The 17,599-nt window shown below is 65.8% G+C and carries 13 protein-coding genes; 5 read left to right on the top strand and 8 right to left on the bottom strand.

Going from position 1 to position 17,599, the window contains the following annotated elements; genetic code table 11:
- Positions 1–13: 13 nt before the first annotated feature.
- A complete protein-coding gene (locus tag BTH42_RS02310; RefSeq protein WP_075295359.1) occupies positions 14–4,108 on the bottom strand; it encodes an FAD/FMN-binding oxidoreductase in 4,095 nt (1,364 codons plus the stop codon).
- A gap of 526 nt (positions 4,109–4,634) precedes the next feature.
- Between BTH42_RS02310 and ilvA the strand changes: the two genes are divergently transcribed.
- Genes ilvA through queF form a run of 3 tightly spaced genes read left to right on the top strand, consistent with a single transcriptional unit; the run spans position 4,635 to position 7,949 of the window.
- Positions 4,635–6,200: a threonine ammonia-lyase, biosynthetic gene (gene ilvA, locus BTH42_RS02305; protein ID WP_256701717.1), complete on the top strand. Its 1,566-nt coding sequence runs from the start codon at positions 4,635–4,637 to the stop codon at positions 6,198–6,200.
- Between the two features lie 25 nt (positions 6,201–6,225).
- Positions 6,226–7,128 (top strand): 5'-nucleotidase, encoded by a 903-nt coding sequence (locus BTH42_RS02300; protein ID WP_075295355.1) that lies wholly within the window; start codon positions 6,226–6,228, stop codon positions 7,126–7,128.
- Positions 7,125–7,949 (top strand): NADPH-dependent 7-cyano-7-deazaguanine reductase QueF, encoded by an 825-nt coding sequence (gene queF / locus BTH42_RS02295; RefSeq protein WP_075295353.1) that lies wholly within the window; start codon positions 7,125–7,127, stop codon positions 7,947–7,949. The genes BTH42_RS02300 and queF overlap by 4 nt, the downstream gene beginning before the upstream one ends.
- A gap of 103 nt (positions 7,950–8,052) precedes the next feature.
- Here queF and BTH42_RS02290 read toward each other — a convergent pair whose 3' ends face one another.
- The 3 genes from BTH42_RS02290 to BTH42_RS02280 form a co-directional block, all read right to left on the bottom strand.
- A complete protein-coding gene (locus BTH42_RS02290; RefSeq protein ID WP_008923846.1) occupies positions 8,053–8,439 on the bottom strand; it encodes a RidA family protein in 387 nt (128 codons plus the stop codon).
- A gap of 82 nt (positions 8,440–8,521) precedes the next feature.
- A complete protein-coding gene (locus BTH42_RS02285) occupies positions 8,522–10,003 on the bottom strand; it encodes an amidohydrolase family protein (protein WP_075295351.1) in 1,482 nt (493 codons plus the stop codon).
- Between the two features lie 3 nt (positions 10,004–10,006).
- The gene (locus BTH42_RS02280; protein WP_075295349.1) at positions 10,007–10,897 is read right to left on the bottom strand and encodes a MurR/RpiR family transcriptional regulator; all 891 of its coding nucleotides are present in this window, start codon (positions 10,895–10,897) and stop codon (positions 10,007–10,009) included.
- Positions 10,898–11,052: 155 nt separating this feature from the next.
- On the opposite strand from BTH42_RS02280, the gene BTH42_RS02275 reads away from it, so the two are divergent.
- A complete protein-coding gene (locus BTH42_RS02275; RefSeq protein WP_075295347.1) occupies positions 11,053–12,330 on the top strand; it encodes an amino acid deaminase in 1,278 nt (425 codons plus the stop codon).
- Between the two features lie 103 nt (positions 12,331–12,433).
- On the opposite strand, the gene BTH42_RS02270 is transcribed toward BTH42_RS02275, so the two are convergent.
- Positions 12,434–12,940, bottom strand: a complete 507-nt coding sequence (locus BTH42_RS02270) for a MarR family winged helix-turn-helix transcriptional regulator (RefSeq protein WP_075295345.1) — start codon at positions 12,938–12,940, stop codon at positions 12,434–12,436.
- A 31-nt stretch (positions 12,941–12,971) separates the two neighbouring features.
- Positions 12,972–14,567 carry an MFS transporter gene (locus tag BTH42_RS02265; RefSeq protein ID WP_075295343.1) on the bottom strand — a complete coding sequence of 532 codons (1,596 nt, stop codon included), beginning with the start codon at positions 14,565–14,567 and terminating at the stop codon, positions 12,972–12,974.
- Positions 14,568–14,706: 139 nt separating this feature from the next.
- Here BTH42_RS02265 and BTH42_RS02260 point away from each other — a divergent pair, with 139 nt between their 5' ends.
- Positions 14,707–15,546: an EcsC family protein gene (locus tag BTH42_RS02260; protein ID WP_075295342.1), complete on the top strand. Its 840-nt coding sequence runs from the start codon at positions 14,707–14,709 to the stop codon at positions 15,544–15,546.
- Between the two features lie 14 nt (positions 15,547–15,560).
- On the opposite strand, the gene BTH42_RS02255 is transcribed toward BTH42_RS02260, so the two are convergent.
- Both BTH42_RS02255 and BTH42_RS02245 read right to left on the bottom strand, forming a co-directional pair.
- Positions 15,561–16,544, bottom strand: a complete 984-nt coding sequence (locus BTH42_RS02255) for an alpha/beta hydrolase (protein WP_075295340.1) — start codon at positions 16,542–16,544, stop codon at positions 15,561–15,563.
- A gap of 233 nt (positions 16,545–16,777) precedes the next feature.
- Positions 16,778–17,212: a CHRD domain-containing protein gene (locus BTH42_RS02245; protein ID WP_075295401.1), complete on the bottom strand. Its 435-nt coding sequence runs from the start codon at positions 17,210–17,212 to the stop codon at positions 16,778–16,780.
- Positions 17,213–17,599: the final 387 nt, after the last annotated feature.

Raw genomic sequence — 17,599 nt, 5'->3', positions numbered from 1 at the left:
GTCGGTCGTGCCATTAAACCAGCACGCGCTCGATTCCGCCATTGTTCGCCCGTTGAACGTAGTCCGCCATCCAGTTCTCGCCGAGCACGTGACGTGCCATCTCGACCACGATGTAATCCGCCTCGGTGCCGGCATCCTCGTTGTAGCGCGACAGCCCTTGCAGGCAGGACGGGCAGCTGGTCAGGATCTTCACGTCGGTCGCCCCGTTCGGCTGCGGACCGTCGCCGGCCTTCAGCACCGAACCGGTCGGCGCGCCGGCGGCCCCCGCCGATGCATTGGCGGGATTGATCGCATTCGCGCCCGCTTCCGCGACCAGCGGAATGCCGCGCAGCTTCGCGGCGCCCTTGCGGATTTCCTCTTCCTTGCGGAAGCGCACCTGGGTCGACACGTCCGGACGCGTCACCGCGAGCGTGCCCGATTCGCCGCAGCAGCGATCGTTCTTCTCGATCTTGTAGCCGTCGTTCTCCGAGCCCATCAGCTGATTGACCAGCTTGACCGGGTCGATCGTCTTGATCGGCGAGTGGCACGGGTCGTGGTACATGTAGCGCACGCCGTTCACGCCGTCGAGCTTGATGCCCTTCTCGAGCAGGTACTCGTGAATGTCGACGATCCGGCAGCCCGGGAAAATCTTCTCGAATTCATACCCGGCGAGCTGGTCGTAGCAGGTCCCGCACGACACGACCACCGTCTTGATGTCGAGATAGTTCAGCGTATTCGCGACGCGGTGGAACAGCACGCGGTTATCGGTGACGATCTGCTCGGCCTTGTCGAACTGGCCCGAACCGCGCTGCGGATAACCGCAGCACAGGTAGCCCGGCGGCAACACCGTCTGCACGCCCGCTTCCCACAGCATCGCCTGAGTCGCCAGACCGACCTGCGAGAACAGCCGCTCCGAGCCGCAGCCCGGGAAGTAGAACACCGCTTCGGTATCCGAAGTGGTGGTCTTCGGATTGCGAATGATCGGGACGATCTTGTTGTCCTCGATGTCGAGCAACGCGCGCGCCGTCTTCTTCGGCAGATTGCCCGGCATCTTCTTGTTCATGAAGTGGATCACCTGCTGGGTGATCGCCGGCTTGCCGACCGTTGCCGGCGGATGCGCGGTCTGCTTCTTCGTGAACTTCTTCAGCACTTCGTTGCCGAGGCGCTGCGCCTTGTAGCCGACGCCCATCATCGCGGTGCGCGCGAGGTTGATGGTCTGCGGATTGGTCGCGTTCAGGAAGAACATGCCGGCCGCGTTGCCCGCATTGAACTTCTTCTTGCCCATCTTGCGCAGCAGGTTGCGCATGTTCATCGTCACGTCGCCGAAGTCGATCTTCACCGGGCACGGCGTCACGCACTTGTGGCAGACCGTGCAGTGATCGGCGACGTCGTTGAATTCGTCCCAGTGCTTGATCGACACGCCGCGGCGGGTCTGCTCTTCGTACAGGAACGCCTCGACCAGCAGCGAGGTGGCGAGAATCTTGTTGCGCGGGCTGTACAGCAGGTTCGCGCGCGGCACGTGGGTCGCGCACACCGGCTTGCATTTGCCGCAGCGCAGGCAGTCCTTGATCGATTCGGAAATCGCGCCGATGTCGGACTGCTGCATGATCAGCGATTCGTAGCCCATCAGCCCGAAGCTCGGCGTGTACGCGTTGCGCAGGTCCGCGCCTTCGAGCAGCTTGCCCGCGTTGAAGCGGCCATGCGGATCGACGCGCTGCTTGTAGGCGCGGAATTCGCCGATTTCGTCGTCGGTCAGGAATTCGAGCTTGGTGATGCCGATGCCGTGTTCGCCGGAGATCACGCCGTCGAGCGAACGCGCGAGCTTCATGATGCGCGCGACCGCGACGTGCGCGTCCTGCAGCATCTCGTAGTTGTCGGAGTTGACCGGCAGGTTCGTGTGCACGTTGCCGTCGCCCGCGTGCATGTGCAGCGCGACGAATACGCGGCCGCGCAGCACCCGCTTGTGGATCGCCTGGGCCTCGTCGAGGATCGGCTTGAATTCGCCGCCATTGAAAATCTGCCGCAATTCGGCGCGGATTTCCTGCTTCCACGACACGCGGATCGTGCGGTCCTGCGCGAGATGGAACACGTTCGCGCCCGGCTGCGCATCGACGCGGTCGGCGAACTTCTCGGCGAACGCTTCGTAGCCGAGACCAACCAGGTAGTGCTGCGCCTCGCGCAGCGACAGATCGAGCTTGTCGCGCACGAACTCCCAGCGGGTACGCACCCGCGCGAGCAGATCGAGCGCCTGTTGCACGCGATCTTCGAGCAGTTCGGCGCTGGGGATTTCGTTCGCGTCGTCGGACTTGCCGAGCGGCAGCTTGCCGGCCTTGAAGAACGCTTCGAGCGCGTCGACCAGTTGCAGCTTGTTCTTCAGCGACAGCTCGATATTGATGCGCTCGATCCCGTCGGTGTACTCGCCCATCCGGTCGAGCGGAATCACCACGTCTTCGTTGATCTTGAACGCGTTGGTGTGCTTGGCGATCGCGGCGGTGCGGCTGCGGTCGAGCCAGAAGCGCTTGCGCGCTTCGGCGCTGACCGCGACGAAGCCTTCGCCGCTCTTGCCGTTAGCCATCCGCACGACTTCCGAGGTGGCCTGCGCGACCGCGTCCGCGTCGTCGCCGACGATGTCGCCGATCAGCACCATCTTCGGAAACGCGTTGCGCTTGCTCTTGGTCGCGTAGCCGACCGCGCGCAGATAGCGCTCGTCGAGGTGTTCGAGGCCAGCCAGAATCGCGCCGCCCTGGCGCGACGTTTCGAACAGGTAGTCCTTGATTTCGACGATGCTCGGAATCGCCTCGCGCGCCTGGCCGAAGAATTCGAGGCAGACGGTGCGCGTATGCGCGGGCATCTTGTGCAGAATCCAGCGCGCCGACGTGATCAGACCGTCGCAGCCTTCCTTCTGCACGCCCGGCAGGCCGGCGAGGAATTTATCGGTGACGTCCTTGCCGAGGCCTTCCTTGCGGAACACGCGGCCCTTGATGTCGAGCGCTTCGCTGCGCAGCAGCTTCTCGCCCGGCGCGTGGTTGCCGTCGAACCACTTCAGCTCGAAACGCGCGACTTCGATGTCGTGAATCTTGCCCAGGTTGTGATCGAGACGCGTGACTTCGAGCCAGTTCCCTTCCGGGTCGACCATCCGCCACCATGCGAGGTTGTCCAGCGCGGTGCCCCACAGCACGGCCTTCTTGCCGCCCGCGTTCATCGCGACGTTGCCGCCGACGCAGGACGCATCGAGCGAAGTCGGGTCGACCGCGAACACGAAGCCGGCCTGCTCGGCCGCCTCGGTCACGCGACGGGTGACCACGCCCGCGCCGGAGAAGATCGTCGCGACCTTGCGATCGACGCCCGGCAGCTCGGTCATCTCGACCGGGCCGAGCTGTTCGAGCTTTTCGGTGTTGATCACGGCCGAGAACGGCGTGAGCGGCACCGCGCCGCCGGTGTAGCCGGTACCGCCTCCGCGCGGAATCACGGTCAGGCCGAGCTCGAAGCAGGCCTTGATCATGCCGGCGATCTCCTGCTCGGAGTCCGGCGTCAGCACGACGAACGGGTATTCGACGCGCCAGTCGGTCGCGTCGGTCACGTGCGCAACGCGCGACAGCCCGTCGAACTTGATGTTGTCTTTCTGCGTGACCTTGCCGAGCACGCGGGTCGCGCGGCGGCGCAGGTCGTAGGTCTGCTGGAATTCCTTGCCGAATTCTTCGACGGCGCGGCGCGCGGCCTGCACGAGCTTCTCGACCCGGGCGGCGCGCTCGACGCCGGCTTCATCGCCGTGTTCGCTCAGATCGGCGCGGCGGCGCTTCTCGATTTCGGCGAGGCGGTGATTGAGCGCCTCGATCAGCATCGCGCGGCGCTTCGGATTGTCGAGCAGATCGTCCTGCAGATACGGGTTGCGGCGCACTACCCAGATATCGCCGAGCACTTCGTACAGCATCCGCGCCGAGCGGCCAGTACGGCGTTCGGCGCGCAGTTCGGCGAGCGCGTCCCAGGCGTCGTTGCCCAGCAGGCGGATGACGATTTCGCGGTCGGAGAACGACGTGTAGTTATAGGGAATTTCGCGCAGGCGCGCTTCGGGATCGGCGGCCACCGCAGCGGCGGCGCCGTGCGGATCGAAAACTTGAGGTGCGTTCATGGTTGGACGACTCGGTAGGTCAGCCGGGCGCTCTCATCGCGAGGCGTCGGCCGACAATGCGCGTGGGGCGCAATGCTTGAAATCTTCTAGGGCTTGCAAGGAGGCGAACGGCCGGCGGTCTACCCACGCCAACCGCTTCGCGGCACTCAGAGGCAGCTACACGATCGTGCATGACGGACATGACGCTCCGCCGCGGGACACGATTCGCGCGGGACGGGCATCAAGTGGGCGCTCCGGGGCTGCCAGTGCATCTTCCGATCCTTATTCCAAAACGAAATTCTACCGCATGATGCCGCCAGGCGTTGCGGGTGGAAATCGGGCAGCGGCGGGGGTTCGGGCGCTTTCGGGACGAATCGGGGGGCGTGCTGGGCGGTAAATCGGGCGGCTTTGGGCCGGCGATTGGCTGACCGTCCGGACGGTTGACAGGACGGCGCCGGCATCGCGAGACGACACCCCGCCGCAACGGGCCCGCCGGCGTTGGCGCGGAACGCGCGGAAAGGCCGGCGCACACACCGTTGGCGCTATCATTGTCGCTTTCCCGTCTCACACAGCGCCCCGCGCCACCCGTATGGCCTCCCACGACTACCTGAAAAAGACCCTGACCGCCCGCGTCTACGACGTCGCGCGCGAGACCGAACTCGAACGCGCGCCGAATCTGTCGACGCGGCTGCATAACCCGGTGTATCTGAAGCGCGAGGACAACCAGCCGGTGTTCTCGTTCAAGCTGCGCGGCGCGTACAACAAGATGGCGCATATTCCGGCCGATGCGCTCGCGCGCGGCGTGATTACCGCGTCGGCAGGCAATCATGCGCAGGGGGTCGCGTTGTCGGCGGCGCGGATGGGCGTGAAGGCGATCATCGTCGTGCCGGTGACGACCCCGCAGGTGAAGGTCGACGCGATTCGTACGCACGGCGGGCCGACCGTCGAGGTCGTGCAGTCGGGTGAGTCGTATAGCGATGCGTATGGGCACGCGGTGAAGCTGCAGGAAGAGCGCGGCCTGACCTTCGTCCATCCGTTCGACGACCCGTATGTGATCGCCGGCCAGGGCACGGTTGCGATGGAAATTCTGAGCCAGCATCAGGGGCCGATCCACGCGATCTTCGTGCCGATCGGCGGCGGTGGACTTGCGGCAGGCGTGGCCGCGTACGTCAAATCCGTGCGTCCGGAGATCAAGGTGATCGGCGTGCAGACCGACGATTCGTGCGCGATGGCTGCATCGCTGAAAGCGGGCGAACGCGTGACGCTGAATGAAGTGGGCCTGTTCTCCGACGGCACCGCGGTCAAACTCGTCGGCGAAGAAACCTTCCGCCTGTGCAGCGAATACCTCGACGACGTGCTGCTCGTGAATACCGATGCACTGTGCGCGGCGATCAAGGACGTGTTCCAGGACACCCGCAGCGTGCTCGAACCGGCGGGTTCTTTGGCCGTTGCCGGCCTGAAGCAATACGCGGAGCGCGAGGGCATCGAGAACCAGACGCTGATCGCGATCACCTCTGGCGCGAACATGAACTTCGACCGGATGCGCTTCGTCGCCGAACGCGCGGAAGTCGGCGAAGCACGCGAAGCGGTCTTCGCGGTGACGATCCCCGAAGAACGCGGCAGTTTCAAACGCTTCTGCGAACTGGTCGGCACCCGCAACGTGACCGAGTTCAACTACCGGATCGCGGACGCGAATTCAGCACACATCTTCGTCGGCGTGCAGATCCGCAATCGCAGCGAGTCCGCGCAGATCGCCGGCGCGTTCGAAACGCACGGCTTCGCAACCGTCGACCTGACCTTCGATGAACTGTCGAAACAGCACATCCGCTACATGGTCGGCGGCCGCTCGCCGCTCGCGCATGACGAGCGTCTGTTCCGTTTCGAGTTTCCGGAGCGGCCGGGCGCGCTGATGAAGTTCCTGTCGTCGATGGCGCCGAACTGGAACATCAGCCTGTTCCATTACCGCAACCAGGGCGCGGACTACAGCTCGATCCTGGTCGGCATCCAGGTGCCCGAAAGCGAGAATGCGGAATTCAACCGCTTCCTCGCGACGCTCGGTTATCCGAACTGGGAGGAGACGAAGAACCCGGTCTACCGCCTGTTCCTCGCCTGATCCATTCGGACACCGGAACGTATCCATGCCGATTTCACTCGCCGACAAACTGGTGGTCGCGATCTCGTCGCGCGCGCTGTTCGACTTCGAAGAAGAGAACCGCGTGTACGAGGCCGGCGACCTGCGCGCGTACGAAGCGTTGCAGCGCGAGCGCCTGCACGTGCCCGCCAAACCCGGCGTCGCGTTTCCGCTGATTCGCAAGCTGCTCGCGCTGAACACCGGCGGCCATCGCGTCGAAGTGGTGATCCTGTCGCGCAGCGATCCGATCAGCGGCCTGCGCGCGTTTCATTCGTGCCGCGAACACGGCCTGACGGTCGAGCGCGGCGTGTTCACGCGCGGGCGTGCGCCGTTCGGTTATCTGAAGCCGCTCAATGCGTCGCTGTTTCTGTCCGCGAATCAGCAGGACGTGCGCGATGCGCTCGCCGCCGGTTTTCCGGCCGCACGCGTCTTGCCGGAATCGGCGAAAATGGCGGGCAAGTACCCGGACGAAATCCGCATTGCGTTCGACGGCGACGCGGTATTGTTTTCCGACGAAGCGGAGCGGATCTTCCAGAACGACGGCCTGCGCGCATTCGTCAGTCACGAGATCGACAACAAGCACCTGCCGCTCGCGGACGGCCCGCTGAAGCCGCTGCTCGAAGCGCTGCACCGTCTGCAGAAACTCGCGGACAGCGCCGCGCAAATGCGGATTCGCACGGCCCTCGTTACCGCCCGCTCGGCGCCCGCGCACGAGCGCGCGATCCGCACCCTGATGGCCTGGAACATCGAAATCGACGAAGCGATGTTCCTCGGCGGCCTCGACAAAAGCGCTTTCCTGCGCGAGTTCGAGCCGGACTTTTTCTTCGACGACCAGCTTGGCCACTGCGAATCGGCCCGCGTCGTAACGGCGACCGGGCACGTGCTGAGTGGCATCGTGAACGCATCATGACACCCGAACAATCCCCGCTCGGTAAGTCCTCGACTTACACCGAACAATACGATCCGACGCTGCTGTTCCCGATCGCGCGCAGCAACGCGCGCGAGGCGATCGGCATCGGCGCGCGCCTGCCGTTCTTCGGCACCGACATCTGGAACGCGTACGAACTGTCGTGGCTGAATACGCGCGGCAAGCCGCAGATCGCGGTCGCGACGTTCTTCGTGCCGGCCGACTCGCCGAACATCGTCGAGTCCAAATCGTTCAAGCTGTATCTCGGCTCGTTCGCGCAGACCGCGTTCGAGTCGGTGGAGAGCGTGCGCGACACGATCAGGCGCGACGTGTCCGCGTCGTGCGGCGCGACCGTGTCGGTGCATCTGGCCACGCCGCATGAATTCGCGAAGCTGAAGATGGAAGAATTCGACGGTCTGTCGCTCGACCGGCTCGAACTCGACGCGCACGTCTATCAGCCGGACGCGTCGCTCCTGAGCGCCGCGCACGATGAAGCGCCGGTCGAGGAAACGCTGTTCTCGAACCTGCTGAAGTCGAACTGCCCGGTGACCGGCCAGCCCGACTGGGGCACCGTGCAGATTCACTACGCGGGTCCGCAGATCGATCAGGCGAGCCTCTTGCGCTACATCATCTCGTACCGCAATCACACCGGTTTTCACGAGCAGTGCGTCGAGCGGATCTTCGTCGACATCATGAAGATGTGCAAACCGTTGAAGCTCGCTGTGTATGCGCGCTATACGCGGCGCGGCGGGCTCGATATCAATCCGTTCCGCACCAACTACAACTCGCCGATGCCGGACAATCTGCGGCTCGCGCGACAGTAAGCGCCCGCGGCTGAACAACGCGTCCAGCCGTCAACGCAACAGGGGCGCCGTGGACCATCAAGGTCCCCGGCGCCCCTGCCGTTTCAAAGCTCAACTAGACCGCTCAGGCCGCCGGCTTCTTATACGCGACGCAGTCCACTTCGACCTTGCAGTCGATCACCATCGACGACACCACACACGCGCGCGCCGGCGGGTTCTCGCCGAAGTACTCGCGGAACACCTTGTTGAACGATGCGAAGTCGCGCGGATCGTCGAGCCACACGCCGCAGCGCACCACGTGCTCGGCGCCGTAGCCGGCTTCCTTCAGGATCGCGAACACGTTCTGGATCGCCTTGTGCGATTGCTCGACGATGCCGCCGTTGATCACTTCGCCGTTTTCCATCGGCGTCTGGCCCGACACGAACAGCCAGCCGTCCGCCTCGACCGCGCGCGCAAACGGCATCACCTGACCGCCGGTACCCTTTCCGCCTTCCACGCCATATCGCTTCATCGTCACACTCCTTAAAAAGTCGGGCATCTGCGCGGCGCCGTCGCCGCGCGTGCCACCATCAATCGTTTCAATCGAGAAAAAATCAGAACGCGTGCGGTGCGTCGGCCTTCGGCACCGCGCCGCGCGCGACGAAGCAGCCGGCCCGCTCGCCGGTCACCGCGCCGTCGCGATACGTGAGCACGCCATTGACCCACACCGCGTCGATCCCGGCCGCCGCCTGCTGCGGTTTGTCGAAGGTCGCGACGTCGAGCACCCTGGCCGGGTCGAACAGCACCAGGTCCGCGTGATAGCCGACGTGCACCTCGCCGCGCTGCGCGAGCCCGAAGCGGCGCGCGGACAGGCTCGTCATCTTGCGCACCGCCTCTTCGAGCGGCAGCAGACCGGCATCGCGCACATAGTGGCCGAGCACGCGCGGAAACGCGCCCCACAGCCGCGGATGCGGCAGCGGATCGTTCGGCAGGCCGTCCGAGCCGACCATCGTCGCCGGATGCGACAGGATGCGCCGCACGTCGTCTTCCGACATGTTGTGATAGACCGCGCCCGCCGGTTGCAGCCGCTTGCCGGCTTCCTGTTGCGTTACGCCCCACTCGGCCGCGATCTCGCGGATCAGCTTGCCGGCCATCTCCGGATGCGGCTCCGACCACGTGATCGTGATGTCGATATCGCCGGTCACCTGCTTCAGATCGAGCGTCGACGAGCTGCGGTTGTACGGGTAGCAGTCGCAACCGACCGGCTGCGAGCCGCGCGCGCCTTCGAGCGACTTCAGCACCTCGACGCTGCGCCCCCAGTTCGACGGCCCCGCGCACTTCAGATGCGAGATCACGACCGGCACGCGCGCATGGCGGCCGACCTTGTACGCCTCGTCCATCGCATCGAGAATCGCGTCGAACTCGGTACGCATGTGCGTGGTGTACAGCGCGCCTGCGAGCGCGAGCGGCTCGGCGAGCGCCATCACTTCCTCGGTCGGCGCGGCAAACGCCGAGCCGTACGCGAGCCCCGAACTCAACCCGAGCGCGCCGTGCTCGAGCGCTTCTTCGAGCTGCACGCGCATCCCGTCGATTTCCTGCGGGCTCGCCGCGCGGTCGAGCCGGTCCATCTGGTTGTTGCGCAGCGCGGTATGGCCGATCAGCGCGCCGACGTTGACCGCCGGGCGCGCGGCGTTGACCGCGTCCACATAGGCGGCGAAGGTCGGGTACTGGAACGCGTCGCGCTCGCCGAGCAGGTTCATCGGATCGGGCGGATCGCCCTTCAGCGACACCGGCGACGCGCTGATCCCGCAATTGCCGACGATCACCGTGGTCACCCCCTGCGTGATCTTCGGCAGCATCTGCGGCGAGCGGATCACGTGGGTGTCGTCGTGCGTGTGCACGTCGATGAAGCCCGGCGCGAGCGCGCGCCCCTCGGCCTCGATCACCTCTTCCGCGAGCCAGTTCGACAGATTGCCGATCGCGACGATGCGCCCGTCGCGGATCGCCACGTCGCGCTCGACCGGCGGCGCGCCGGTGCCGTCGTACAGTTGCGCGCCGACGATCAGCGTATCGGCGGCTTCGGGATGCGAATGCATGGTTCAGTCTCCTAACGGTTGTCGGTCGCCGCCGCCGCGGTGCGCGTCGAGCGCGTGCTTCATGCGGCGCAGCAGTTCACGGCTCTCGTCGCCCTGGCTGACCGCGAGTTCGGTGACGAGTACATCGAGCGCCATCATCATCGCGTAACGGGATGACGACGGCTTGTAAATGAAGTCGGTCTCGAACGCGACGATCGGGATCACCCAGTCGGCCAGCTTCGCGAGCGGCGAGGCCGGCGCGGTCAGCGCGATCACAGTCGCGCCGTAGCTGCGCGCGATCCGGCAGTTTTCGAGCAGTTCGGGCACGCGGCCGGTGGTCGACAGCGCGAGCACCACGCAGTCGCGCGACACCGTGCTCGCGACCATCCGCTGCAACAGGCCGTCCTGGTAGGTCGCGACCGGCCGGCCGAGCCGCACGAGCCGGAAACGCATTTCGTCGGCGAGCGCGGTCGAGCCGCCGCCCATGCCGAACACGTAGATCATCCGCGCGGCGCGCAGCGCGGCCGCCGCTTCCGCGAGCGGCGCCTGGCGCAGCAGCTGGTGGTTGTGCGCGAGCGCGGTTTGCAGCTCGTCGAACACGCGGGTCGCGATCGGTTCGGGTGCGTCGCTTGCTGCGTCGCGCTCCAGAAAGCGCTGACCGACCGCGGCCGCCTGCGCGAGCCGCAGCTTCAGTTCGCGCACGTCGCGGCAGCCGACCGCCTTCGCGAAGCGCGTGACGCTCGCGATGCTGACCCCGGCCTGCTGCGCGAGCGCGCCGATGCTCGCGCGCGACGCGCCGGTGAGGTCGTCGAGAATCAGCGCGGCGACCTTGCGCTCGGCCGAACGCAACTCGGGCGCGCATTCGGCGATGCGCGCGACGATGTCGAAAGCCAGCGGTTCGGCGCTACTGCTCATGGCGGACGGTGGGGTTCGCGACCTGGCCTCAGCGGCTCGATGCAAGCCCCGCGAAAGCCGTGGTACTAAATAACATTCGTGCGGACATCGTACTTTCGGTAACATGGTAAAGTCAAATCCTGATTCAATTTAACCGGACGATGGAGCACGGAGACATGAAAGTTACAAACTATCAAGGCGCGACGATTGATCCTTATAGCAAGGGCTTGGGCATGGTTCCGGGCACCAGCATCCAGCTCACGGATGCCGCGCGCCTCGAATGGAACCTGCTCGACGAAGACGTCAGCCTGCCGGCCGCGGTGCTGTACGCGGATCGCGTCGAACATAACCTGAAGTGGATGCAGGCGTTCGTCGCCGAATACGGCGTGAAGCTCGCGCCGCACGGCAAGACCACGATGGCGCCGCAGCTGTTTCGCCGCCAGCTCGAAACCGGCGCGTGGGGCATCACGCTCGCAACCGCGCACCAGGTGCGCGCCGCCTATCACGGCGGGGTGTCGCGCATCCTGATGGCGAACCAGCTGGTGGGCCGCCGCAACATGATGATGATCGCCGAATTGCTCAGCGATCCTGACTTCGAATTTTTCTGCCTCGTCGATTCGGCCGAGGGCGTCGAGCAACTCGGCAAGTTCTTCACGTCGGTGAAAAAGCCGTTGCAGGTGCTGCTCGAACTCGGCGTGCCGGGCGGGCGCACCGGCGTGCGCGACGACGCGCAGCGCAACGCGGTGCTCGACGCGATCGCCCGCTATCCGGACGTGATCAAGCTCGCGGGCGTCGAATTGTATGAAGGTGTGCTGAAGGAAGAAGCCGAGGTGCGCGCGTTCCTGCAAGGCGCGGTCGCGGTCACCCGCGAACTGGTCGAACAGGGCCGCTTCGCGCGCACGCCGGCGGTGCTGTCGGGCGCGGGCTCCGCGTGGTACGACGTGGTCGCCGAAGAATTCGCGCAGGCCACCCAAAACGGCAAGGTCGAGGTCGTGCTGCGCCCCGGCTGCTATCTGACGCACGACGTCGGCATCTATCGCAAGGCGCAAACCGACATCTTCAAGCGCAATCCGGTCGCGAAGAAAATGGGCGAAGGGCTGCTGCCGGCGCTGCAATTGTGGGCGTACGTGCAGTCGATTCCGGAGCCGGATCGCGCGATCATCGGCCTCGGCAAACGCGACTCCGCGTTCGACGCGGGCCTGCCGGAACCGGCGCGCCACTACCGGCCGGGCACCGACGCGCCGCGCGACATCGCCGCGAGCGAAGGCTGGGAAATCTTCGGTCTGATGGATCAGCACGCGTATCTGCGGATTCCCGCCGGCGCCGATCTGAAAGTGGGCGACATGATCGCGTTCGACATCTCGCATCCGTGCCTGACCTTCGATAAATGGAAGCAGGTGCTGGTCGTCGATCCGCAGTATCGCGTGAAGGAAGTGATCGAAACGTTCTTCTGAGCGAAGCGCGCCGCCGCGCTCCCGCACATGAAAAAAGGCTGTGGACCGATGGTCCACAGCCTTTTTTATCGCCCCGCGCAGCGCGCGAACAACGACGCGCGTGTTATGCGGCTTCGTCGCCGGCGCCCGCCTGCGCGGCGTTAGCAGCAGCGCCCGCGCCCGCGGCCGTAACGGTGGCGGCATTCGCCATCACCTCGCCGATCCGCGCCTCCAGCATCTTCAGCGCGCCCGACAGCGCGCCGAGCGCCTCGTCCGGCAACGACGCCATCGTGTCGTGCAAGAACGCATTGCGGCGCGGCAGGCTCTCTTCGGTCGCCGCCTGCCCCGCTTCGGTCAGGCGCACGTTGGTCACGCGGTTGTCGCGCGTATCCATGCTGCGCGCGATCCAGCCCATCCCTTCGAGCGTCTTCAGTTGCCGCGTGAGCGCGCCCGGATCGACGCGCAAGCGCTCGACCAGCCGCTTCTGCGACGACTCGCCCAGCTCATGCAGCGACAGCAGAATGCGCCAGCGCGGCAACGGATGGCCCACCTGAGCCTCGAATGCCGACATGAACGCCCGATACGTGCGGCCGAATTGCTGCATAACGGCGACGCGATCCTGTTCTTCCATGTTTTCCCTGCCAAACACCAAGTCAAAAAAATCAGTCCGCGTGAACCACCGGCTCGAGCTTGCGTTGCAGCTTGATCGGCGGCACCCGGCGGGTTTGCCACACCGACACGACCGCGATCAGCGCGGCCATCGCGAGACCGAGGTGGATCGCGCCGACCAGCGCCTCGCGCGCGCTTTCGAGCAGCATCGCGCCGTTGTGCCCGGCTTGCGTCAGCTGCGTGACGACGCTCGCCTGCGCTTCGCGGTTGATCAGGATCTGCGGGTCGCCGAGATCGGCGAACCAGTGCGAGGCGCCGGCGCTATCCAGCGCGCCGCGCACGCCGCTGCGGTACATGTGGGTGACCAGCGTGCCGGTCAGCGCGGTGCCGATCATCCCGCCGATCATCCGCAGCGACTGCAGCAGCGCGGTCGCGATGCCCAGGTGTTCGCGCCCGGCGGTCTGCTGCGCGAAGATCGTCAGGTTCGGCATCACGAAACCGAGGCCGAGGCCGCCGACCACCATGAACGACATCAGCACCCATTGCTGCATCGAACGGGTCGCGACGACCACGCCGAGACACGACAGCGCGACCATCGCGAAGCCGATGTACAGCATCAGATTCGGGTTCTTCACGCGCGACACGACACGCCCGTTCGCGATGCTGCCGATCGTGATGAACACGACCAGCGGCGTGATCACCAGCCCCGCTTCCTTCGGCGACATCCCGAAGCCGCCCTGGAACAGCAGCGGCGCGTAGAACAGCAGCGAGAACATCGTGAAGCCGCCGAGCACGGCCAGCGTGAACAGCGCGGCGAGACTGCGGTTGCGGAACATGTCGAGCGGCAGGATCGCGGTCGGGCAGCGCTTTTCCCACTGCCACAGCGCGATCGCCGAGGCGACGCTGAGCCCGAGCAGCGCGAACGCGCTGAGCGTGATGCCGTGCTTCGGCAGCAGTTCGACGAATAGTTGCAGCGAGCCGAGCATGACCGCGATCAGCAATGCGCCGGGCCAGTCGAGCCGCATCTTGGCGGTATGCGCGACGTGCCGCAGATGCGGCAGGAAGCGCCAGACGAAGAACAGCGACAGCAGGCCGACCGGCAGATTCACGTAGAACACCGAGCGCCAGCCGTAGTACTGGGTCAGAAAACCGCCGAGCGACGGGCCGACCGCGTTGGCGATGCCGAACGCCGAGCTCATCAGCACCTGCCAGCGCAGCCGCACGACCGAATCGGGGAACAGATCGGGAATGCACGCGAACGCGGTGCCGACCAGCATCCCGCCGCCGATCCCCTGCAGGCCGCGCGCGAGCACGAGGAACATCATGCTGTTGGCCGCGCCGCACAGCACCGACGCACCGGTGAACACGACGATCGATGCGATCACGAACGGCTTGCGCCCGTAGTAATCGCCGAGCCGCCCGAAGATCGGCACGGTGATCACCGAGGTCAGCAGATACGAGGTTGCGACCCACGCGTACAGCTCGAAGCCGCGCAACTCGGACACGATCGTGGGCAGCGCGGTGCCGACCACGGTCTGGTCGAGCGCGACCAGCATCGTGACGAACGAGATGCCGAGCATGGCCAGCAGGGATTCGCGGAACGGTAGAACTTGCCCACTCGAATGGTGGGCGGCGGTATGGACAGCCATTTTTGATAGAGCAAAAGTTGACGTGTCAAAGAATGCGGAATCATATCACGGTGCGAGGCTCTAAACCGGACGTGTCGGCGCGCCGCAACGCGCCGTTACACTGCCCCACATCACCCACAAGACGACGTCAGGGAGTTCCATGCAGCCGAGTCCGCTCGCCGCCCAAACCTTATCGGAGCAGGATCTGAACGCGCTGCGGCGCGCCAAGCATCAGCTCGAAAGCCCCGCGCTGACGATGAAACTCGCGAGCGTCGTCGGCGCGCCGATCGAGAAGCTGCTGTCGCGCATTCCGGCGTTCGCCAACGAGAAAGTGTCCGATGCGACCCAGGCCGCGTTGCGCAAGTGCCTCGCGATCGCGCTGCGCACGCTCGGCCGGCGCGATGCCGCGAGGCAGCTCGCGCCCGACAAGCCGAACAACCTGCTGCACAAGTTCGCGGTCGCGACGACCGGCGCGGCCGGCGGCGCATTCGGACTGCTCGCGCTGCCGGTCGAATTGCCGGTCACGACCACGCTGATGTTCCGCTCGATCTGCGATATCGCGCGCAGCGAGGGCGAGGATCTGACCTCGGTCGAAACCCAGCTGCAATGCCTGACCGTGCTCGGCATGGGCGGCACGTCGAGCGAGGACGACGACGCCGACCTCGGCTACTTCTTCATGCGCGGCGCGCTTGCGCAGGCGGTGTCGAAGGCGTCGTCGGAAGTGGCCAGCAAGGGCTTTGCGACGCACGGCTCGGCCGCGCTGCTGCGGCTGCTGAACGCGATCGCCGCGCGCTTTTCGGTGCAGGTCAGCGAGCAGATCGCGGCCAAATCGATTCCGGCGATCGGCGCGGTGCTCGGCGCGATGGTCAACACGGTGTTCATCGATCACTTCCAGCAGGTCGCGCACGGCCACTTCACCGTGCGGCGGCTCGAACGGCAGTACGGCCAGCAGACGATCGAGGCGGTGTATCAGACGCTCGACGTCACGCCCGTCGCCTGAGCGACCTACGGGGCCTACGCGGCCTGGGTAGCCCGCGCAGCCGCAGTGGCGCGGCTGGTCGCGCGGCGCACGAACGCGGCCGCGCGATCGAGCGCGCGGTTCGCCTCCGGCATGAACGGCGCGAACAGCGGCCACACGTGCGGCACGTTCTTCCACACCTCGCATTCGCACTCGACACCCGCCGCGCGCGCGTTGTCGGCGACCCGGCGCGCGTCGTCGAGCAGCACTTCGGTGCTGCCGGCCAGCATGAACAGCGGCGGCAGCCCGCGCAGTTGCGCGTAGACCGGCGACGCATACGGATCGGTCGGCGCCGCGTCGCCCAGATAAATCTTCGCCGCGCGTTCGATCGACGCGCCGCAGAACATCGGATCGACCGCGTCGTTGCCGCGCAGGCTTGCGCCGGTCGTCGCCAGATCGGTCCACGGGGAGAACAGCAGGCCGCCCGCGGGCAGCGGATCGCCGGCGTCGCGCAGCGCGACCAGCGTGGCGAGCGCGAGGCCGCCGCCGGCCGAATCGCCGGCGATCACGATCGAACCGGGCGCGATGCCCAGCGCGAGCAACTGGCGATAGGCGGCGGTGGCGTCGTCGAGCGCGGCCGGGAAGCGATGCTCGGGCGCGAGACGGTAGTCGAGGGAGAAAAGCCGCGCGTCGGCGCGGGTCGCGAGCCCGAAGGTCAGCGACCGGTGCGTGCTCGGCGAGCAGAAGTAATAGCCGCCGCCGTGGCAGTACAGCACGGTGGGAGTGGCGGCGATGGCCGGTGCGCCGTTTGCGCCGTTTGCGGCATTTGCAACGCCCACACGCTCGAACCATTCGCCGACGAGCGGCGCATCGGCGGCGCCGTAGCTTTCGCGCAGTTGCCAGCCGCGCGGCACCTTCGGCGACCACACGCGCTTCGCGGTGAGCGCGCGGGCCCGGTCGACATTGATGGACGGCTTAAGGGTTTCCGGCCGGAAATTCCGCCGCAAATACCAGCAGGCGAGCGCGCGTTGCCAGCTCATCGGGACATGCTCCTTCGTTTCCTTCGTTGAAGTGCCGTCATCGTACGTGCGTCGGCGCGGACGCCGGTGGGTGGCGGGTTCTAATCGCGGCGGGTTGGGCGGGTGGCGGAAAGCATTGGTTTGTGTTGATCGCGGGCGGCGCGCGACGTTGCGGTTGCGGTTGCGGTTGCGGTTGCGGTCGCGGTCGCGGTCGCGGTCGCGGTCGCAGTCAGCGCGAAGGTACGGCTGTGCAACTAGTTCGCCGGCAACACCTGGCCGCGGATCTCGCCCATCGGATTCTGCGCGGTATGGATATTGAAATACCACTGCCCGGCCATCAGGTCGGTGACCTGCTGTTCGGTCAGCTTCGCGCTGCCCTTGATCGGGCTCGCAAGCGCGTTTTTCTCGATCGGCACCTGCACCTTCGCGTTCTGACCGACCGGCGCGGGACCGTGGAAATGCGCGGCGGTCGCCGGGCCGCTCAGGCCTTCGTAAGTGGCGGTCCATTGCAGCGACTGGCTGGAGGTGTCGAACGTCGCGTTCAGCACGCCGTGGCCGCGGCTCACGCGCGGCGGCACTTCGCTCGACGGTTCGAGCGCCGCTTTCAACTCGACCGTATCCGCGTACGCGACGCCCGATGCAAGCGCCCACAACAACACGGCCAGATTCAGTTTTCGCAGCGTAAGCATGGTCTTCTCCGGACTTTTGATGCGCCGCCGCGGCGACGCTTGAGCCGCGCGGGGCTTCCACATACTAGTGCAAATCGTTCGCTGCCGGTGGGGGTCCGGGGACGGGTCCCGTTCGCTCGATTGCACGGTTGCGACGCTGCGGCGCGAGGCTGAAGCACACCGATCGTCAAGCTGAATTCAAACATTCCGCTTGCAGCAAAAAGCGCGCTCAACGCGCAAACGTGCGTAAAAACAGGCATCGAATGACGACGAAGGATGTTTCGTCGTCGCGTTTCAAGCGATTTAACCGAAGAGTTAATTGCACTTTTTGTAATGAATAAGTCGCGTTATCCCTGGTATGCTTCTGCCTGCGAGAAGTGACTCCTTCATCGAAGGATGTCTCCAAAT

The sequence above is a fragment of the Burkholderia sp. SRS-W-2-2016 genome, from assembly GCF_001931485.1.
GTDB lineage: Bacteria > Pseudomonadota > Gammaproteobacteria > Burkholderiales > Burkholderiaceae > Paraburkholderia.
The sequence above is the reverse complement of the archived record's forward strand: the minus strand, read 5'-3'. Positions and strand labels throughout refer to the sequence as shown.